The following is a 19,373-nucleotide window of genomic DNA, read 5'->3' as shown; positions in this document are numbered from 1 at the left end:
CGTTATATCTGCTTACCCGGGCAACAGCGCCAGCACCGGCCCGAGGACCAGGCTGAGTGCCGCAAGCCCCAACAGCAGGCGCGGCTGATACGGCAGCAGGAATACCCACAGGGTCACGCCTGCCATCAGTACCGCAACGAGCTCAACCAGGCCCATCGCCCAGCCACTGTGGTCGACGGCCAGCCACAGCGCCACCAGCAGCAACGACCAGCCACCTATCTGCAAGGTACGCAAGCGGCCCGCCGTCGGCGCGCGGCCGAGGAGCTCCTTGTAGTGTTTTTCCATACACAGGCACAGGCCGGCAAAGCCGGCAAATCCGAACAGGGCAACCGCGAGCATCAGCCCACCTCGCTTTCGATCAAGGTGCTGCAGGCTCTTTTTGCCGGCTTCGCCGCACGCTTGCTCACCACCGGCGTACGCCACATCTTGCCCGCCGCCCAGGCCAGGAACAGGCCACTGCCCAGCGCGGTCAGGTCGAAGCCGGCCATGGCCCAGTCGCCTGCCGGGATCGACTGCAGCAGGCCCTGGCCGGTGGTGAGCTGATTGAGCAGCGGCAAACCGGCCCACAGCACCGCCGCCAGGCTCAACTGCTCGGCCCAGGCACGCCGCCCGGGGCGCAGCATGGCGTGCAGCAACGACAACGCCCAGAGCAGGAAGAACCACCTGATCTCCCAGTCGGCACGCCCCGCCAGCGCCACCGGCAACAGCCGGTTGGCCCAGAAGAATGCCGCAACGCCCAGCACCAGACCGCTCATGCTGGCGATGTTCAGCACCTCGACCAAACGCAGTTCGAACGGCTGGGCGTCACGCTTGGCATGCTTGAGCTGACGCTTGCCCAGCCACATCACCAGGCCCGTGCCGATCACCGCCGTACCGGCCAGGCCAAAGAAGAAATACAACCAGCGCAGCCAGGGGCCGGCAAACTCGCCCATGTGCAGGCCGTACATGCCGCCAGAGATCAGCATCGGTGTGGCCTCGAGGCTGCTTTGTGCCTGCAGCGTGCCGTTGACCCCATCAAACAGCCAGCCACCACCGCGCTGATGGGCAATGCGCTCGCCCGCATGGCGGCTAAAGCGTACGCGAGCATTCTGGTCACCCGGGGTCTGCACCTCGATCCAGCCAACACGGCTGCCCGGTGATTGCGCCTGCACCTGGGCATACAGCGTCGGCAGTGGCATCAGGGGCGCGCTCACTCCGGCCGCCCTGACCTCGGCGGGTGCGCCAAACAGGTCATTGAAAAAGCCCCGGGTGTCGTCGCCATAGCTGGCGATGATGCTCGCCGGCATGACCATCGCCATGAATATCACCAGGCTGCTGTAGCTGATCATCAGGTGAAACGGCAGCACCAGCACGCCAATGGCGTTGTGGCCGTCGAGCCAGGAGCGCTGGCCCTTGCCGGGGCGAAAGGTAAAGAACTCCTTGAAGATCTTCTTGTGCGTGATGATCCCGGTCACCAACCCCACCAGCATGATGAAGGCGGCAAAGGTGGCCAGCCAGCGCCCCCACGGATGGGGCATTTCCAGCTGGAAGTGAAACCGGTAGAAGAACTCGCCGCCGCGTGTGTCGCGGGCCTGGATTTCGGCACCGGTGGCGGGGTCGAGGGTCTTGTCGATGAAATCCCGGCGCCCGCCACCGTGTTCACGCCAGCTGACACTCAACCCGGGCTCACGGGCATCCGGCAGGCGGATGAACCAGCTCGCCGCCTGCGGGGCATGCAGCTGCAGGTAATCCTGCGCCAGGGCCAGGCTCGCCGGCGCATCCAGCGCGCGCACCGGGACTTCGGGCTGGGTCCAGTGGCTGATCTCTTCCTTGAAGTAGGACAGCGTACCGGTCAGAAAAATCGCAAACAGCAGCCAGCCGAAGATCAGCCCGGTCCAGGTGTGCAGCCAGGCCATTGCCTGGCGAAAACCCTCTTTCATCAGTTGCCTGCCCAGTAAGCGAGGCCGTTGATCGCACCCAGCACCAGGCTCGGTAGCAGCACACCCCACCAGGCATGCCAGGCGCTGCGGCAAGCAAAGCACCAGAGAAACGCCACCAGGTAGAAAAGGAACGACAGCATCATGCCGCTGATTACCGCCTCGGCTTTGGGCATGGGCGCCAATAAGGTCACGCAGACACTGGCCATGGCCGCCAACACATAGCCACCCAACACTGCAGCCAGGCAACGCGATGTCACGGCCAGGCGATAACTCAAGGGCAGTGCGGCGACTTTAAGGTTCATGGCGTCCATCCATAACGAAGAGGCGCCAATAATAATGATTAATATTCTCATAAGCAAAGTTCAAAGCGCTGGCCTGTGTCGACATGACCTCCAGTCACCAAACGTTTGCTGATCCATTCAAAAAAAACCTACAATGCGAACAATTCTTATTCTGTTGCGCATTGTGGCGCCGGAGTGTTCACGGTGCCCAGCGCCCCTTCTTCCTCGCTTGAAGGCCTTTACCACGCCCATCACAACTGGCTCACCGGCTGGTTGCGACAACGCCTGGGCTGCCCGGACAACGCCGCCGACCTGGCGCACGACACCTTCATGCGCCTGCTGCAGGCGCGGGAAACGCCGGTACTCAACGAACCACGGGCGTTCCTCACCACAGTCGCCAAGCGGGTACTGTTCAACCATTACCGGCGTCAGGATGTCGAACGCGCCTACTACCAGGCGCTGGCCCAGTTACCCGAAGCACTGGCACCCTCGGAAGAACACCGGGCAATCATCTTCGAAACCCTGCTGGAACTGGACCGTTTGCTCGACGGCCTGGCACCACGGGTCAAGCGCGCTTTCCTGATGGCCCAGGTCGACGGCCTGAGCTATGGCGAAATCGCTGCGCAACTGAACATCTCGCTGGCCACCGTCAAACGCGACCTGAACAAGGCGGCCATGCGCTGTTACTTCGCCCTATGAACAGCCCCCACGCGGAATTTTCCACGCAGGTGGCCGAGCAGGCCGTGCACTGGCTGATCGAACTGCAGGGTGGCGCACTCGACCCGCGCCAACAGCAGGCCATGCAACAGTGGCTGCAGGCCCACGAAGAGCATCGTCGTGCCTGGGAGCATATTCAGCGGGTCAACCAGCGCTTGCGAGGCCTGTCCTCGCCGCTGGCCCATGCAGCCTTGCAGGCACCACACTCCGCCAGCCGCCGTCGGGCGCTCAAGGCCTTGCTGATACTGGGGGTTGGCGGCGTGGCCGGTTTGACCCTGCAACAGCACAACCCGGTGCCAAACCTGCTCGCCGACTACCGCAGCCCGGTGGGCGAACGCCGCCACCAGCAACTCGACGATGGCAGCCAGTTGCACTTGAACACCCGCAGCGCCGTCGATGTCCGCTTTGACAGCCAGCAGCGCCTGATACATCTGCTGGAAGGCGAAATTCAGCTGAGCGTTGCCGAAGATGCCCGCCCGCTGCACCTGCTCACCGACTTTGGTTTGCTGCAGCTGGGCACGGGCCGCTACAACCTGCGCCAGTTCGAGCGCTACAGCCAGCTCGGGATCTACCAGGGCACCGCCCAGCTCGCCGGCAACCCGCTGTCGGCAGGCTATCAGGCGCGCTTCAACGGTCCGCAGTGGCAGGCCCGGCAAGCGCTCGACAGCAATGTCGGGGCCTGGGTCGACGGCATGCTGGTCGCCTCGCACAGGCGCCTTGACGACTTTCTGGCCGACCTCGGCCGCTACCGTCGCGGCCAGCTCAATTGTGCCCCCGAGGTGGCCGAGCTGCTGATCTCCGGCAGTTATCCACTGGCCGACAGCGAACGCATTCTCGACCTGCTGCAGATTGCCCTGCCCGTGCGGGTGCGGCGCTTTACCCGCTACTGGGTGACGGTCGAAGCCAGGGTCTGAAATTTTTCAAATCTTCTGAGCCGATTTTTCATCTCGCGTGACAGAGAAGGCAGAACCCTTTGCGTTGACCTTCTCAAGGATCCCTTGCATGCCCCTTCGCCCGAGTCCACTTGCCCAGTCCCTTCGTGCCGTGCTGTTTGGTGCCGGCCTGAGCTTCGCCGCCGTTACGGCCCACGCCGACGACAGCGCTGCGCGCAGCTACCAGATCGCACCGATGTCGCTGGAAGCCGCCCTGAACCAGTTCGGACGCGAAAGCGGCGTGCTGATCTCGTTCGGCTCGCAGGTTACCCAAGGCCTGCAGAGTCCGGGTTTGCACGGCCAGTACAGCGCGCAGCAAGCCCTCGACATTCTGCTTGAAGGCAGCGGCTTGCAAGCCCGTGCTGAAGGCGACAACGCCTACAGCCTGCAAGCGGCGACGCCTGCCACTGCGCCGGTAGAGCTGGGTGTGTCGTCGGTGGTTGGCGACTGGCTTGGCGCGGCCCAGCAGGACAATGTGTTCGAACACGCCGGTGCCCGCGATGTGGTGCGCCGTGAAGAGTTCGAGCGCAGCGGCGCCACCACCGCCCGTGAAGTCCTCAACCGCATTCCTGGCGTCAACGCCCCGGAAAACAACGGCACCGGCAGCCACGACATGGCGCTGAATTTCGGCATTCGTGGTCTCAACCCGCGCCTGGCGTCGCGCTCCACGGTACTGATGGACGGCATTCCGGTGCCTTTCGCCCCGTACGGCCAGCCGCAGCTGTCGTTTGCGCCGATCAGCATGGGCAACATGGATGCCGTGGATGTCGTGCGCGGCGGTGGTGCCGTGCGCTACGGCCCGCAAAACGTCGGCGGCATCGTCAACTTCGTGACCCGGGCGATTCCCGACGAGCCAACCGTCAAAGCCGGGTTTCAGACCCAGACCAGCCCGTCTTCCAGCCATGACGGCTTCAAGACCAGCGCCAACCTGCTGGCCGGCGGCACCAACGACAATGGTCTGGGCGGCGCCCTGCTCTACTCCGGCACCCGCGGTGGCGACTGGCGTGAGCACAGCGACACACAAATCGACGACCTGATCCTCAAGGGCAAACTGCAGCTCGACGAAGCCAACAGCTTGCACGCCATGGCTCAGTATTACGAAGGCGAGGCACAGATGCCCGGTGGCCTGAGCGTCGCCGACTACGATGCCGACCCGTACCAGTCGACCCGCCTGCAGGACAAGTTCTGGGGCCGCCGAACGATGTTCAATCTCGGTTATGACTACAAGGAAGACGCCCGCCAGTTCAGCGTCAACAGCTTCTTCACCAAGACCCTGCGCAGCGGCTACCTGGACCAGGGCAACTTTATCTCGCTGTCACCCCGCGAATACTGGGTACGCGGCATCGAAACCCGCCTGTCGCAGGGCTTTGCCATGGGCGAAAGCTGGCATGAAGTCGGCGTGGGCTACCGCTACATCAACGAGGCCAGTCACGAACTGCGCTACCGCGAACCGCTCAGCGCCGACCAGTTGCCCACCACTGCCAGTCGCAAAGACCGCGACACCCGTGGCAGCACCGACGCCCATGCGATTTTCCTCGATGACCGCATCGACATCGGCCAGTGGACCATCACCCCGGGTGTCCGTTACGAGATGATCGACTCGGAGCAGACCAACAAGATCAACGGTGTGCGCTACCAGGGGGATTACAACACCGCGTTGCCGGCCCTGAACGTCATGTACCACCTGACTGACAGCTGGAACCTGTATGCCAACACCGAAGGCTCCTTCGGCAGCGTGCAGTACAGCCAGATGCCCAACCGGGTCAGCAGCGGCGAAGTCAAACCGGAAAAGGCACGTACCTGGGAACTGGGTACGCGCTACGACGATGGCTTGCTACAGGCCGAAATCGGCGCGTTCCTGATCAACTTCGACAACCAGTACGAAAGCAACCAGACCAACGACTCGGTGATTGCCCGCGGCGAAACCCGTCACCAGGGCATCGAGACCAGCGTCAAGTACGCCCTCGAAGGCCTGAACCCTGCCCTGGCCGGTTTCGACGTCTACGCCACCTACGCCTTTGTTGACGCTAAAATCCGCGAAGACGGGCCGAACAAAGGCAATCGCGTGCCCTTCTCCTCGCGCCACAAAGGCACCTTGGGTGTCGGTTACACAGAGGGCCCGTGGCAGCTCAACCTGGACAGCACCTACCAGAGCGACCAGTTCGCCGACAACGCCAATACCAGCAGCGAAAGCGCCGACGGCAGCACCGGCCGCATCCCTGGCTACATGCTGTTCAGCAGCCGTGCTGCCTATGATTTCGGCCCGCAGCTGTCCAACCTGAACGTCGCTGTCGGGGTGAAAAACCTCTTCAATCACCAGTACTACACCCGCTCGTTTGACGACAACAACAAGGGCAAGTACGTGGGTGAACCTCGTACGGTATACCTGCAGACCTCGGTCGCGTTCTGACCCAGCGCATGCAAAAGCCCGGCCGCCGCCGGGCTTTTTGCTACAAGATATTTTTCTTCTTCAAGGGGTTGAAATGTTGCGCCAAGTGCCTGACCTTGTAGTCAAGAGGCGATGAGTTCCACCGGCCGCAACGGCCCCATCGATTCTCTTGCGAGCTAGCTGAATAAGGGATTGAACTATGCAAATCCAAGTCAATAGCGACAACCATATTCAAGGCAACATTCGACTGGAAGAGTGGGTCCGCAGCACACTGGAAAGCACGCTCGAACGATTTGAAGAAGACCTCACCCGCGTTGAGGTCCACCTGCGCGACGAGAACGGCGACAAGCCCGGTCCGCATGACAAACGCTGCCAGATGGAGGCACGCCCAAAAGGCCATCAACCGATTTCCGTGAGCCATAAATCCGCATCGCTCGACCAGGCTGTCGAAGGTGCCGCAATCAAGCTCAACCATGCCCTGGAGCACTTCTACGGCAAGCTACGCAGCAAACGCGCGGTCGCCCAGCAAAGCGTCGACGGCGCCCAGAATGACGGCCTGCTGCAGGAAGAATTCCTGGAGAACGAGCAAGCTCGCAGCATCAGCTGATAAATAAGCAGAACGCAGACGGTAAAAAGGCGAGCCCAGTGGGCTCGCCTTTTTTTGTTAGCAAGTGTCATCGAATTGAGAACAGCTTGATATAGGCGAAACCCAGCGCAAGCCAGGCACAGCCAGTAATCATCATCCAGGAAGACACTAATAACAGGCGCCGCAGTTTCTGTGGAAAGTTACGCAGGTCTTCTGCATCCATCATCCCCATTCGAATGCATAACTTCGGATAGAGCATCGCGCCGCAAATTGTGCTGAGCAGATAGCAACGCGACTTCAACCTGGTCGTCCCCCAGAAAGGTAACTGCATCTTGAGCCAGAGGCTGTTCGGCAGGCTTGCAATGATGATGTCGAAGTTACGACTACGGGCGATATAGGTCTCCATTACCACGCCGGACATTACGATCACGAATGGAGTAAATAGAAAGGCGAACCGCAGTCCCGGATGCCAGGAAAAGTAGAAATCAGGCGTCATTGCTCATCCCAGTTGTAAAGTTCTTCAGCCATACTTGGAACATTTCTACGGCAGGCTGCGCAGCAAACGCGCCGTCGCTCAGCAAAGCGTCGATGGCGCCCAGAATGACGGCCTGCTGCAGGAAGAGTTCCTGGAGAACGAGCCAGCTCGCAGCATTAGCTGATAAATAAGCAGAACGCAGACGGTAAATAAAGCGAGCCCAGTGGGCTAATGCCAGTCAGTTAAGCCCAAGCGCCTGTAGTTAGGGCTGCTATGCAGCCCATCGCAGGCAACGTCTGCCCCACCCGTAGGAGCGAGGCTTGCCCGCGAAGAACGATGACGCGGTGTAGCAGCTCAATCGCAGCGCCTGGTTCGCCGGCAAGCCTGGCTCCTACAGGTGGGGCGCGCGCGCCCTTGGGCCTAACTGATCGGCATTAGCCCAGTGGGCTCGCTTTTTTTTTGCGAACAATTCACCTTGTTGGTGACAGCTGGATCAAGGCAAGCCCTATCGCAAACCAGGCAGAACCAATCATTACCAACCAGCAGATCAGCTGTATTCGGCGCCGCAATCGCTGAGGAAAGTTACGTAAATCCTCCGCATCCATCATTCCCAAACGGATGCAGAATTTCGGATAAAGCATTGCACCGCTGATTGAACTGAGCAGGTAGCAACGCGACTTCAGGCTACTCGTCCCCCAAAAAGGTATCTGCTGTTTGAGCCAAAGGCTGTTCGGGAGACTCGCAATAATGAGGTCGAAGTCACGACTGCGAGCGGTGTATGCATTCAGCGCGATACCAGATAAAACAATTACGAAGGGCGCTAGACCAAAAGGAATCACAATAATTGGCGGCCAAGTGTTTATATCAATCACTTTGTGCCTCGTAGATATTGTCCCCCATCCACTCTCCGAATTTTCCAACCCCGATTCCACCAGCAATTGATCCACCTCCAACCAGAACAATTGCGCACACAGCCCCACCGACGCCAAATGAAACCGCGACCATTGATGTTGATGCGAAAGACCATGCACTGATTCCCTGAGCAAGTGGAGCCCGGAACCTAGCATGGTGTTAGCGCGATTCTGCGCGGGTGAACACGATAGAGAACTGTCCTACATCGCTCTCGGAAACAGCATCGAGGAACCAACCCACCCTCACCCGGTCAATCACTGCATGTCTTTAGCAGGTGAAGCCCCATGATCAATCCTTTCGAGCAGATCAACGACGCTTTCGCACCGCACTATCGCGTCAACCTGAGCATCGAGCGGCTGGACGGCAGCATCATGCTGACCCTGTCCAACGAACAGGGGGTGGTAGCCAAACGGCTGATCAGCCCGGCCCAGCGCAACGACCCCAAACGCCTGCAGCACCTGATCGAAAGCATCCAGTTCGGCATCGCCATCGAGCAGGGCCACAACGCCATGGAGGTACTCGCCGCCATGCAGGCTACTTCGACTCTTCGATCTCTTTGCCGCTCGCATCAATAGCCTTGGTCGACGGGTACTGGTACGAGGCATAGCGCACCACCAGGATGGCGAATGCCAGCAGCAAAATGCCGCCGCACACGTACAGCAGGCCGACATCCGGCGCTTTGTGGTGCGAGACGTCGCCGATCAGCAAACGGGTCAGTGCCGTGATCGCGACATAGAGCAGGAAGCGGATCGGCATGTGGTTGGTCTTGAAATAGATCCCCACCATCGCCCCGAGCTCGAGGTAGATGAACAGCAACAGGATGTCATCGACGCTGACACCGCCCTTGCCGAGCATGTCGATGAAGGTCGCTACCGCCGCATAGGCGGTGATCGCACCAATCCCGAACAACGCCAGATAGTGAAACGCTTCGACGCAAAGGTTGCCCAGCGAGTCGGCTGAGCCATGCAGGCCTTTGCGCAGTTTGTCAGCCCAATTGATGTTCACGATTTCGGTTTCCTTGATACGGCGAGAAGGATGATGCGGCACGCACATGACGCTTTATCTGCATGCAGTAAAAAGGCCAGGCACCCTGTTTGAGAAGGCGACCAAATGCCGCAAGGCACAGCCATTGCTGGCTGTGCCTTGTCCGTTCACGCGTAGGTGGGAAAAACCGGGTTATTCCAGGGCGCTGGCCGGGCCGAAAAACTCGTAGCGGCTCTGCTGCTCAGGCACACCCAGGCCTTTGAGCTGGCGCTTGATGCTGGCCATGAAGCCTTTGGGGCCAAGGAAGTAGGCATCCAGGTCACGGTCTTGCGGCAGCCACTGGCCAAGCTGGTCGGCCGTCAACAGGCCGAGGGCATCGCCAGGCTCACTGACGCCGTCGTCTTCGGCGTAGCAGTAGAAACGCTTGAGTTGCGGATGACGCGCAGCCAGTTCATCCACCCAGTCACGGAAAGCGTGCACCGCACCGTTGCGTGCGCAGTGGATAAAGTGCACCAGACGGCCGCTGTCGAGCGCGGCTTCGAGCATTGGCAAGGTCGGGGTAATGCCCACGCCGCCACTGATCAGCACCAGCGGCTTGTCGCTGGCACTCAAGGTGAATTCACCCGATGGCGGGAACAGGTTGATGGTGTCGCCTTCCTTCATCTGCTCGTGCAGGTAGTTGGAGACCTTGCCGCCGTCTTCGCGCTTGACGCTGATGCGGTACTGGCCGGCATTGCTCAGGGCCGACAGGGAATAGTTGCGGCGCTGCTCCTGCTCATCGATGAACAGCTGCAAACCGATGTACTGGCCCGGCTCGGCCTTGAGAATCGCGCCGCCATCCACCGGGGCGAAGTAGAAGGAAACGATCTCGCTGCTTTCCTCTACGCGCTTGACCAGGGTGAACTGACGCGCACCGCGCCAGCCACCCGGGGCCGCCGCTTTCTGTGCATAGATGTCGCCTTCGGCGCCGATCAGGATATCGGCCAGTTGCTGGTACGCCGCGCCCCAGGCTGCAATCACTTCGGGGGTAGCGATTTCCTTGCCCAGCACCTCTTCGATGGCGCGCAGCAGGCAGCTACCGACGATCGGGTAATGTTCCGGAAGGATCTGCAAGGCCACATGCTTGTTGATAATCTGGCCGACCAGGCCACCCAGCTGTTCGAGCTGGTCAATGTGCCGGGCATACATCAGCACGCCGTTGGCCAAAGCCCGTGGCTGGTCGCCACTGGCCTGGTGGGCCTGATTGAACAGCGGACGCACTTCGGGGTACTCGCTGAGCATCATTTTGTAGAAGTGGGTGGTCAACGCTTCACCGCCGCTTTCCAGCAGAGGGACGGTGGCTTTGACGATTGCACGATCCTGGGCATTGAGCATGTATGACTCCTGAGCCTGTGGCTGCTTTATGAATACTGGTGTTATTACAGGTTTCGTGCCAACTATTTAATCGTTATAAATCAACGGTTTATAAATTTATTAGTCAAAAAGACCACAAGAGGAATATAGTCATTAAGACCAACAGGAGTCTTTATGACCGCAAAATCCCTGCTCACCGCCTTGCTGCCGCTGGTCAGCGACCTGTCCCGCGACCTGCCCGAGCGCGAACGCTACCGTCGCCTGCTCGAAGCCATGCGCGCCCTGTTGCCCTGCGACGCCGCCGCGCTGCTGCGCCTGGACGGTGAATGGCTAGTGCCGCTGGCCGTCGACGGCCTGAGCACCGACACCCTGGGCCGACGCTTCAAGGTCAGCGAGCACCCGCGCTTCGAGGCAATTCTCAGCAGCAGTGAACCCACCCGCTTTGCCAGCGACAGCGAACTGCCCGACCCCTACGACGGGTTGGTCGAGGGTCTGCACCAGCACCTGGAAGTTCACGACTGCATGGGCTGCCCGCTGTTTGTCGATGAGCAGCCCTGGGGCCTGCTGACCCTTGATGCCCTGGACCCGGAGCAGTTCCAACAGGTCGAGCTCGATGCCTTGCAGGCCTTTGCCAGCCTGGCGGCCGCCACGGTGAATGTCGCCGAGCGCATCGAGCGCCTGGCTTTGCGCGCCGAGGATGAACACGAACGGGCCGAGGTTTACCGCCAGGCCAGCGGCCAGCAACACAAAGAGCTGATCGGTCAGAGTAAAGCCCACAAGCGCCTGCTGGAGGAAATCCAGCTGGTGGGCAGCAGCGACCTGACCGTGCTGATCACCGGTGAAACCGGGGTCGGCAAAGAGCTGGTCGCGCAAGCGATCCACCAGGCCTCCAGCCGCGCCCAGCAACCCTTGATCAGCCTCAACTGCGCGGCCCTGCCCGACACTCTGGTGGAGAGCGAACTGTTCGGTCATGTACGTGGCGCGTTTACCGGTGCCGTCGGCGAGCGTCGGGGCAAGTTCGAGCTGGCCAATGGCGGCACGCTGTTTCTCGACGAGGTCGGCGAGCTGTCGCTGACCGTCCAGGCCAAGCTGTTGCGCGTGCTGCAGAGCGGTCAGCTGCAACGCCTGGGTTCCGACCAGGAGCACCGCGTCGACGTGCGCCTGATCGCCGCGACCAACCGCGACCTCGCCGAAGAAGTCCGCGCCGGCCGCTACCGCGCCGACTTCTATCATCGCCTGAGCGTGTACCCATTGTGGGTCCCGCCCCTGCGCGAACGCGGCCGCGACGTGCTGTTGCTCAGCGGCTACTTTCTCGAACAGAACCGTTCGCGCATGGGCCTGGGCAGCCTGCGGCTGAGTGCAGAAGCCCAGGCGGCCCTGCTGGCCTACGACTGGCCGGGCAATGTGCGTGAGCTGGAACACCTGATCGGGCGCTCGGCGCTCAAGGCCCTGGGGCAGCACCGCCAGCGCCCGAAGATCCTCACCCTGGATGCCAGCGACCTCGACCTGCGTCCCGTCGAACCTGCGCCCGAGCAGCAAGCGGCCTTGCCACCCGCAGCCACTGCGCTGCCCGGCGGCGACCTGCGCCAGGCCCTCGATGACTATCAGCGCCAGTTGATCCAGGCCAGCCTCGAGCGTCATGAGTACAACTGGGCCAGCACCGCCCGCGAGCTGGGCCTGGACCGGGCCAACCTCAGCCGCCTGGCAAAACGCCTGGGGCTACGCTGATTTGCCTGAGTGATTAAAGCCCGGGGCTGTCGGGTCGATAACCCGGCATCTCCCCATTCAATCTGTCCTGAAGGTGCCTATGGCCTCGCACAATGCCCGCGCCGACTCGCTGTCGCTGCTGCTGTTCACCCTGCGCAGCGGCAAGCTGATGGCCATCAACCTGCTCAAGGTCAGTGAAATCATCCCTTGCCCACCGCTGACCAAGCTGCCGGAGTCGCACCCGCACGTCAAAGGCGTGGCCACGCTGCGCGGCAATTCGCTGTCGGTGATCGACCTGTCGCGTGCCATTGGCGAGCGGCCGCTTGAAGACCCGCTGGGCGGCTGCCTGATCGTTACCGACATCAGCCGCTCCAAACAGGGCCTGCATGTGCAGGCGGTGAGCAAAATCGTTCACTGCCTGAGCACCGACATCAAGCCGCCGCCGTTCGGTTCGGGCAACAAGTCGTTCATCACCGGTGTCACTCGCGTCGACAACACCCTGGTGCAGGTACTGGATATCGAAAAGGTCATCCATGGCATCGCGCCGCCAGCGCATGAGCCGGTCATCAGCGAATTGAACCCGGACGACGCTGCAGTCCTGGCCGCCACCAACATCCTCGTCGTCGATGACAGCCAGGTGGCCCTGCAGCAGTCGGTGCATACCCTGCGCAGCCTCGGCATCGAATGCCACACCGCGCGCAGCGCCAAGGATGCGATCAACACCCTGCTGGACCTGCAAGGCACCGATCAGGAAATCAACGTGGTGGTCTCGGACATCGAAATGTCCGAGATGGACGGCTTTGCTTTCACCCGCACCCTGCGCGAAACGCCGGATTTCAAACACCTCTACGTGCTGCTGCATACCTCGCTGGACAGTGCGATGAACAGCGAAAAAGCCCGCCTTGCCGGGGCCAACGCGGTGCTCACCAAATTCTCCTCGCCAGAACTCACCGACTGCCTGATCGTCGCGGCGCGGGCCGTGGCCTACAGCGAGAGCTGAGCCCAGCGGCTCAGTGACAGCGCCGCCAGAACTCGGCGGCGAGGCGACGCAGGTCTTCGGCCAGGGCCGCGACATCGCTGGCACTGAGGTGACTCTGCTGGCCAACCTGCACCGTGGACTCGCTGGCCTGGCGAATGCTGATGATGTTGCGGTTGATACTCTCGCTGACCTGGCTTTGCTGCTCTACCGCTGCCGCGATCTGCACGCTCATCTCGCTGATCTGGTTGACCCGCAGGCTGATGCCGTCCAGCGCACTGGCGGCGCGCAGCGCCTGCTCGACACTGTGCCCGGCATGCTCGCTGCTTTGCTGCATGACCTGCACTGCGTCGCGCGCACCGTTCTGCAGCACACTGATCATGCGCTGAATCTCGTGGGTCGACTGCGCCGTGCGCTGGGCCAGGCCGCGCACCTCATCGGCCACCACGGCAAAACCACGGCCCTGATCGCCGGCCCGGGCCGCCTCGATGGCGGCGTTGAGCGCCAGCAGGTTGGTCTGCTCGGCAATCGCGCGAATCACCTCGACCACCCCGGTGATCTCGCTGCTGTGATGCTGCAGGGTGTGGATAACTTCCGTGGCCGTCCCCAACGAGCTGGCCAGTTCCTGAATCGCACTGCGGTTGAGGTCGACCAGTTGATGCCCCGCACGGGTTTCACCTTCGGCCTGGTCGGCAGCCTGTGACGCTTGCTGGGCATTGCTGGCGACCTGGGCGACGCTGGCAGCCATCTGGTTGATCGCCGTAGCGATCTGATCCGCTTCGCCCTGCTGCTCAAGGTTGCTGCTGTGGCTGCTTTGCAGCGACTGCGCCAGCGAGCCGCTGTGTCCGGCCAGGCGCCTTGAGGTGTCGCCGATGCGCCCGACCACCGCGCCGAGCTGGCCTTTGAGCATGCGCAGGGCGAAGTCGATCTGGCCGATGCCGTCACGCCGGCCGGTATACAAGTGCTGGCTCAGCGGGTTGTCGGCAATACTTTTTGCTTCGGCACACAAGCGCCGAAAGGGCTTGAGCACCGCCATAATCGCCACCGCGCTCAAGCCACTGGCGAGCAACAATTCGACGATTTCTGGCCAGGGCAGCAGTGGCGCGAGCAAGCGGCTCAGTGCCAACGCCAGCACCACCCCCAAGGTCACACCGACCCAAAGTTGCGCGCCCAGCCCAAGCACGGGCAAACGCTGCCACCACGGCGTTCTGCCGCTGCGCAGCTGTGCATAACAACGCTCGGCCGCCTCGATCTGATCGGCTGTAGGCTTGGTCCTGACCGACTGGTACTCCACTGTTTGCCCCTGACTGGCAATCGGTGAAACGAACGCGCTGACCCAATAGTGATCGCCATTCTTGCAGCGGTTCTTCACCAGCCCCATCCACGACCGGCCACTTTTGAGGGTCTGCCACATTTGCGCGAATGCCTGCGGCGGCATATCCGGATGGCGCACGATATGGTGCGCGCTGCCCATCAGTTCTTCACGGCTGAACCCGCTGACCGTGACAAAATCATCATTGGCGTAGGTGATCGTGCTGGAAAGGTCAGTGGTGGAAAGGATGTTGGCGTCACCGGGATAATCCACATTGCGACCGGTCACAGGCATATTGCTCTTCATCGGAGGCACTCGTTGTTATTGGGGAGAATCGGCAGGGCATACGATGCTAGTGGCAAATTGACCTGATTCATTGATCCAGCGCAGGATATTGGCAATTTGCCAGTAGCCGATCCCGGAGCAGTCCACTGCCCTTCACACCCACCCGGCAACCTGTCAGCGCTGTCAGTTAGGCGTCACGTTGCTGACCCGGTCGGGCCGCTATAACTGACTTAAACTCACGCTCCTTTTCTGTCGGCGGTGTCCAGCACCTATGCGTATCCCCACCCGTTCCCTCGTGATCTGCGCTGTTCTCCTGGCCCTGGCAGGCACTGCCGCGTGGCTGTTCGAGCGCTCAGGCGAGGAAAAAGCCGTGCACCTCAGTGCCATCCCGATCCGGGTCGTGGCGGTCAAGCAACAAGACGTGCCGCGCTTTGCCAGCGCTATCGGCTCGGTGCTGTCGCTGCACAGCGTGGTGATCCGCCCGCAAGTCGAAGGCGTACTGACGCAACTGCTGGTCAAGGAAGGCCAGTGGGTGAAAGAAGGTGACCTGCTGGCAACCATCGACGACCGCGCCATCCGCGCCAGCCTTGAGCAAGCCAAGGCCCAGCTCGGCCAGAGCCAGGCGCAGCTGAGCGTGGCGGGCGTCGACCTCAAGCGCTATCGGGAGCTGAGTATCGACAACGGCGTATCGCGCCAGACCCTCGACCAGCAACAGGCCCTGTTCAATCAACTGCAAGCCACGGTGCAGGGCAATCAGGCGGCCATTGCAGCCGCCCAGGTGCAGTTGTCGTACACAAGGATTCTGTCGCCGGTGACCGGCCGGGTCGGCATCCGCAATGTCGATGAAGGCAACTTCCTGCGCGTGGCCGACACCCAGGGGCTGTTCAGCGTTACCCAGATCGACCCGATCGGCGTCGAGTTCTCCTTGCCGCAGAACATGCTGCCGACCCTGCAGGGCCTGCTCAAGGCACAGCCTGCCGCGGTGGTGCAGGCCTACCTGGAAGGTGACGGCGACAGCGGCGGCACCTTGCTCGCCGAAGGCCACCTGACCCTGATCGACAACCAGGTCGCGGCCAACACCGGCACCATCCGGGTCAAGGCCGAGTTCGCCAACTCCGGTGCGCGCCTGTGGCCGGGGCAACTGGTAACCCTGAAGCTGCAGACCGCCCTCGACCAGCAGGCGCTGGTAGTCCCACCGCAAGTTGTGCAACGCGGCATCGACGGCCATTACGTTTACCGCCTGGTCGGCGACAAGGTCGAGAGCGTGCCGGTCAAGGTGCTGTACCAGGACAGCGCGCTGAACATCGTTGCCGGTGTGAGCAAGGACGACAAGCTGGTCTCCGACGGCCAGTCGCGGCTCAAGCCCGGTGCCACAGTGGAGGTCGCCGCAGAAACTGCCGCGCCTGAAGACGTTGCCGACCGCCAGGTGCAGCCATGAACGCGCGCGGCTCGATCTCGGCCTGGTGCATCGACCGCCCGGTTGCCACCCTGCTGCTGACCTTCGCCCTGGTGCTGCTTGGCGTTATCGCCTTTCCGCGCCTGCCGGTGGCGCCGCTGCCCGAAGCCGATTTCCCGACCATTCAGGTGACCGCGCAACTGCCCGGTGCCAGCCCCGAGACCATGGCCTCCTCGGTGGCGACGCCCCTGGAGGTGCAGTTCAGCGCCATCCCCGGCATGACCCAGATGACCTCGAGCAGTGCCTTGGGCTCGACCAACCTGATCTTGCAGTTCACCCTGGAAAAAAGCATCGACACCGCCGCCCAGGAAGTCCAGGCGGCGATCAACACCGCCACCGCCCGCCTGCCCCAGGACATGCCCAGCCCGCCGACCTGGCGCAAGGTCAACCCGGCCGACAGCCCGGTGCTGATCCTGACCGTCAGCTCGGCACAGATGCCGGCCAACGAACTGAGTGACTACGCCGAAACCCTGCTGGCCCGGCAACTGAGCCAGATCGAAGGCGTCGGCCTGATCAACATCACCGGCCAGTTGCGCCCGGCGATCCGCGTGCAGGCGCAGCCGGAAAAACTTGCTGCCCTGGGCCTGACCCTGGCCGACCTGCGCCAGTCGATCCAGCAAACCAGCCTGAACCTGGCCAAGGGCGCCCTGTATGGCGAGAACAGCGTCTCGACCCTGGCAACCAACGACCAGCTGTTTCATCCCGATGAATATGCGCAACTGATCGTCTCTTACCGCGACGGCGCCCCCGTGCACCTGAAGGATGTTGCCAAGGTCATCTACGGTGCAGAGAACGCCTACGTCAAAGCCTGGTCGGGTGAACAACAGGGCCTGAACCTGGTGATCTTCCGCCAGCCCGGGGCGAATATCGTCGACACCGTCGACCAGGTCATGGAGGCCTTGCCGCGCCTTGAGCAGATGCTCCCGGCCTCGGTCGAGGTGTCAGTGCTCAACGACCGCACGCAAACCATCCGCGCCTCGCTGCACGAGGTCGAGATCACCCTGATGATCGCCGTCATCCTGGTGATCGGAGTGATGGCGCTGTTTCTGCGCCAGTGGTCGGCGACGCTGATTGTTTCGGCGGTGCTGGGCGTGTCGCTGGTCGCCAGCTTCGCCCTAATGTACCTGTTCGGCTTCAGCCTGAACAACCTCACCCTGGTGGCTATCGTCATTGCCGTGGGCTTCGTGGTCGACGACGCGATCGTGGTGGTGGAGAACATTCACCGTCACCTGGAAGCCGGCGACGGCAAACGCGAGGCCGCGATCAAGGGCGCCGGGGAAATCGGCTTTACCGTGGTCTCCATCAGTTTTTCGCTGGTGGCTGCGTTCATTCCGCTGCTGTTCATGGGCGGTGTTGTCGGCCGCCTGTTCAAGGAGTTCGCCCTCACCGCGACCTCGACCATCCTGATTTCGGTAGTGGTTTCGCTGACCCTGGCGCCGACCCTCTGCGCCTTGTTCATGGGCCGCCCGGCACACGCCGACGCGCACAAGGTGACTTTCGGTGAGCGCTTGCTGGCCGGCTACGAACGCGTGCTGGTCAAGGCCCTGGCGCATCAGCGAATGATGATGGGGATTTTCGGCGTCACCCTGGCCCTGGCCGTGGTCGGCTACGTGGCGATCCCCAAAGGGTTCTTTCCGGTGCAGGACACCGGCTTTATCCTCGGCACTTCAGAAGGCGCGGCCGACATCTCCTACCCGGACATGATCAAAAAGCACCAGGCGCTGGCCAAGGTCATCGAGGCCGATCCGGCGGTCAAGGCGTTCTCCCACGCGGTGGGCGTCACCGGCAGCAACCAGACCATCGCCAACGGCCGGTTCTGGATCACCCTCAAGGACCGCGCCGACCGCGATGTCTCGGCCAGCGAGTTCATCGATCGCCTGCGCCCGAAACTGGCCAAGGTACCGGGCGTGGTCCTCTACCTGCGTGCCGGGCAAGACATCAACCTGAGTTCCGGTCCCAGCCGCAGCCAGTACCAGTACGTGCTCAAGAGTAACGATGGCGCGGCGCTTAACCTGTGGACCCAGCGCCTGACCGAACGCCTGAAGGCCAACCCGGCGTTTCGCGACCTGTCCAACGACCTGCAGCTGGGCGCCAGCGTCACCCGCATCGAGATCGACCGCAAAGCGGCCGCGCGCTTTGGCCTGACCACCAACGATGTCGACCAGGCGCTTTACGATGCCTTCGGCCAGCGCCAGATCAGCGAGTTCCAGACCGAGACCAACCAGTACAAGGTGATCCTCGAACTCGACGCCCGCCAGCGTGGCAAGGCCGAAAGCCTCAACTACTTCTACCTGCGCTCACCGCTCAGTGGCGAGATGGTGCCACTGTCGGTGCTGGCCCACGTCGCGCCGCCCAGCACCGGGCCGCTGTCGATCAGCCACGACGGCCTGTTCCCGGCGGCCAACCTGTCGTTCAACCTGGCTTCGGGCGTGGCCCTGGGCGACGCCGTGCAGATCCTCGAGCGCACCCAGCGCGAACTGGGCATGCCCGACTCGATCATCGGCAACTTCCAGGGCGCAGCCCAGGCCTTCCAGAGTTCGCTGTCGAGCCAGCCGTGGCTGATCCTCGCCGCGCTGGTGGCGGTGTACATCATTCTCGGCGTGCTCTACGAGAGCTTCGTCCATCCGCTGACCATCATCTCCACCCTGCCCTCGGCCGGGCTTGGCGCCCTGGCGCTGCTGTGGCTGACCGGCCAGGACTTCAGCATCATGGGCCTGATCGGTATCGTGCTGTTGATCGGTATCGTCAAGAAAAACGGCATCCTGCTCATCGACTTCGCCCTCGATGCCCAGCGCACCCAGGGCATGAGCCCCGAGCAGGCGATCCACCAGGCCTGCCTGACCCGTTTCCGGCCGATCATGATGACCACCCTTGCCGCCCTGCTGGGCGCGGTGCCGCTGATGTTCGGGATGGGCGCCGGCGCCGAACTGCGCCAACCCCTGGGTATTGCCGTGGTCGGCGGCCTGCTGGTCAGCCAGGCGCTGACACTGTTCACCACGCCGATCATATACTTGGCCCTGGAGCGCTTGTTCCATCGGCGCCAGGCATCGCAACGCGTGGCGCAGTCCCCTGCCAGTTGAGAGCCGATC

17 protein-coding genes and 1 pseudogene are annotated in these 19,373 nt (G+C 62.2%); 9 read left to right on the top strand and 9 right to left on the bottom strand.

The features are described from left to right. Positions 1-12: 12 nt before the first annotated feature. Genes DM813_RS13105 through DM813_RS13095 form a run of 3 tightly spaced genes read right to left on the bottom strand, consistent with a single transcriptional unit; the run spans position 13 to position 2,221 of the window. Positions 13-339 carry a DUF3325 domain-containing protein gene (locus DM813_RS13105; protein WP_128323820.1) on the bottom strand — a complete coding sequence of 109 codons (327 nt, stop codon included), beginning with the start codon at positions 337-339 and terminating at the stop codon, positions 13-15. Further along, the gene (locus tag DM813_RS13100; protein WP_128323819.1) at positions 339-1,919 is read right to left on the bottom strand and encodes a PepSY-associated TM helix domain-containing protein; all 1,581 of its coding nucleotides are present in this window, start codon (positions 1,917-1,919) and stop codon (positions 339-341) included. Before DM813_RS13100 ends, DM813_RS13105 begins: the two co-directional genes overlap by 1 nt. After that, on the bottom strand, positions 1,919-2,221 hold the full coding sequence (locus DM813_RS13095; RefSeq protein ID WP_128323818.1) for a DUF3649 domain-containing protein: 303 nt from the start codon (positions 2,219-2,221) through the stop codon (positions 1,919-1,921). Before DM813_RS13095 ends, DM813_RS13100 begins: the two co-directional genes overlap by 1 nt. A 183-nt stretch (positions 2,222-2,404) precedes the next feature. Here DM813_RS13095 and DM813_RS13090 point away from each other — a divergent pair, with 183 nt between their 5' ends. The 4 genes from DM813_RS13090 to DM813_RS13075 all read left to right on the top strand — a co-directional run bounded on the left by DM813_RS13090 (position 2,405) and on the right by DM813_RS13075 (position 6,845). Next, on the top strand, positions 2,405-2,899 hold the full coding sequence (locus tag DM813_RS13090) for a sigma-70 family RNA polymerase sigma factor (protein WP_128323817.1): 495 nt from the start codon (positions 2,405-2,407) through the stop codon (positions 2,897-2,899). Further along, positions 2,896-3,831: a DUF4880 domain-containing protein gene (locus tag DM813_RS13085; RefSeq protein ID WP_128323816.1), complete on the top strand. Its 936-nt coding sequence runs from the start codon at positions 2,896-2,898 to the stop codon at positions 3,829-3,831. The genes DM813_RS13090 and DM813_RS13085 overlap by 4 nt, the downstream gene beginning before the upstream one ends. An 88-nt stretch (positions 3,832-3,919) precedes the next feature. Continuing rightward, positions 3,920-6,259: a TonB-dependent Fe(3+) dicitrate receptor FecA gene (gene fecA / locus DM813_RS13080; protein WP_164897245.1), complete on the top strand. Its 2,340-nt coding sequence runs from the start codon at positions 3,920-3,922 to the stop codon at positions 6,257-6,259. A 178-nt stretch (positions 6,260-6,437) separates the two neighbouring features. Beyond that, on the top strand, positions 6,438-6,845 hold the full coding sequence (locus tag DM813_RS13075) for an HPF/RaiA family ribosome-associated protein (RefSeq protein WP_128323815.1): 408 nt from the start codon (positions 6,438-6,440) through the stop codon (positions 6,843-6,845). A 67-nt stretch (positions 6,846-6,912) separates the two neighbouring features. Here DM813_RS13075 and DM813_RS13070 read toward each other — a convergent pair whose 3' ends face one another. Beyond that, complete coding sequence (locus DM813_RS13070; RefSeq protein WP_128323814.1) at positions 6,913-7,320, bottom strand: hypothetical protein; 408 nt, start codon at positions 7,318-7,320, stop codon at positions 6,913-6,915. Between the two features lie 449 nt (positions 7,321-7,769). Then, positions 7,770-8,171 (bottom strand): hypothetical protein, encoded by a 402-nt coding sequence (locus tag DM813_RS13055; RefSeq protein ID WP_128323813.1) that lies wholly within the window; start codon positions 8,169-8,171, stop codon positions 7,770-7,772. A gap of 324 nt (positions 8,172-8,495) precedes the next feature. Here DM813_RS13055 and DM813_RS13050 point away from each other — a divergent pair, with 324 nt between their 5' ends. After that, the gene (locus DM813_RS13050; protein WP_128323812.1) at positions 8,496-8,786 is read left to right on the top strand and encodes a DUF3509 domain-containing protein; all 291 of its coding nucleotides are present in this window, start codon (positions 8,496-8,498) and stop codon (positions 8,784-8,786) included. On the opposite strand, the gene DM813_RS13045 is transcribed toward DM813_RS13050, so the two are convergent. Together DM813_RS13045 and hmpA are read right to left on the bottom strand one after the other, a co-directional pair. After that, positions 8,746-9,216: a phosphate-starvation-inducible protein PsiE gene (locus tag DM813_RS13045; RefSeq protein WP_128323811.1), complete on the bottom strand. Its 471-nt coding sequence runs from the start codon at positions 9,214-9,216 to the stop codon at positions 8,746-8,748. The two genes, DM813_RS13050 and DM813_RS13045, sit on opposite strands and share 41 nt — an antisense overlap. Positions 9,217-9,387: 171 nt before the next feature. Then, on the bottom strand, positions 9,388-10,569 hold the full coding sequence (gene hmpA / locus DM813_RS13040) for an NO-inducible flavohemoprotein (RefSeq protein WP_128323810.1): 1,182 nt from the start codon (positions 10,567-10,569) through the stop codon (positions 9,388-9,390). 153 nt (positions 10,570-10,722) lie between these two features. On the opposite strand from hmpA, the gene norR reads away from it, so the two are divergent. Together norR and DM813_RS13030 are read left to right on the top strand one after the other, a co-directional pair. Then, the gene (gene norR, locus DM813_RS13035; RefSeq protein ID WP_128323809.1) at positions 10,723-12,276 is read left to right on the top strand and encodes a nitric oxide reductase transcriptional regulator NorR; all 1,554 of its coding nucleotides are present in this window, start codon (positions 10,723-10,725) and stop codon (positions 12,274-12,276) included. Between the two features lie 79 nt (positions 12,277-12,355). Beyond that, entirely contained in the window at positions 12,356-13,255 is a 900-nt protein-coding gene (locus tag DM813_RS13030; protein WP_128323808.1) for a chemotaxis protein, read from the top strand. Between the two features lie 10 nt (positions 13,256-13,265). Here DM813_RS13030 and DM813_RS13025 read toward each other — a convergent pair whose 3' ends face one another. Both DM813_RS13025 and DM813_RS29015 read right to left on the bottom strand, forming a co-directional pair. Next, entirely contained in the window at positions 13,266-14,330 is a 1,065-nt protein-coding gene (locus DM813_RS13025; protein WP_431311970.1) for a methyl-accepting chemotaxis protein, read from the bottom strand. A gap of 237 nt (positions 14,331-14,567) precedes the next feature. Then, positions 14,568-14,837, bottom strand: a pseudogene (locus DM813_RS29015) (PAS domain-containing protein); the annotation flags it as partial. A gap of 262 nt (positions 14,838-15,099) precedes the next feature. Here DM813_RS29015 and DM813_RS13020 point away from each other — a divergent pair. Next, positions 15,100-16,266: an efflux RND transporter periplasmic adaptor subunit gene (locus DM813_RS13020; protein WP_128323806.1), complete on the top strand. Its 1,167-nt coding sequence runs from the start codon at positions 15,100-15,102 to the stop codon at positions 16,264-16,266. Then, positions 16,263-19,364 carry a multidrug efflux RND transporter permease subunit gene (locus DM813_RS13015; RefSeq protein WP_128323805.1) on the top strand — a complete coding sequence of 1,034 codons (3,102 nt, stop codon included), beginning with the start codon at positions 16,263-16,265 and terminating at the stop codon, positions 19,362-19,364. Before DM813_RS13020 ends, DM813_RS13015 begins: the two co-directional genes overlap by 4 nt. The last annotated feature ends 9 nt before the right edge of the window (positions 19,365-19,373 follow it).

The organism is Pseudomonas alkylphenolica (assembly GCF_004025535.1).
GTDB classification, from domain to species: domain Bacteria; phylum Pseudomonadota; class Gammaproteobacteria; order Pseudomonadales; family Pseudomonadaceae; genus Aquipseudomonas; species Aquipseudomonas alkylphenolica_A.
The sequence above is the reverse complement of the archived record's forward strand: the minus strand, read 5'-3'. Positions and strand labels throughout refer to the sequence as shown.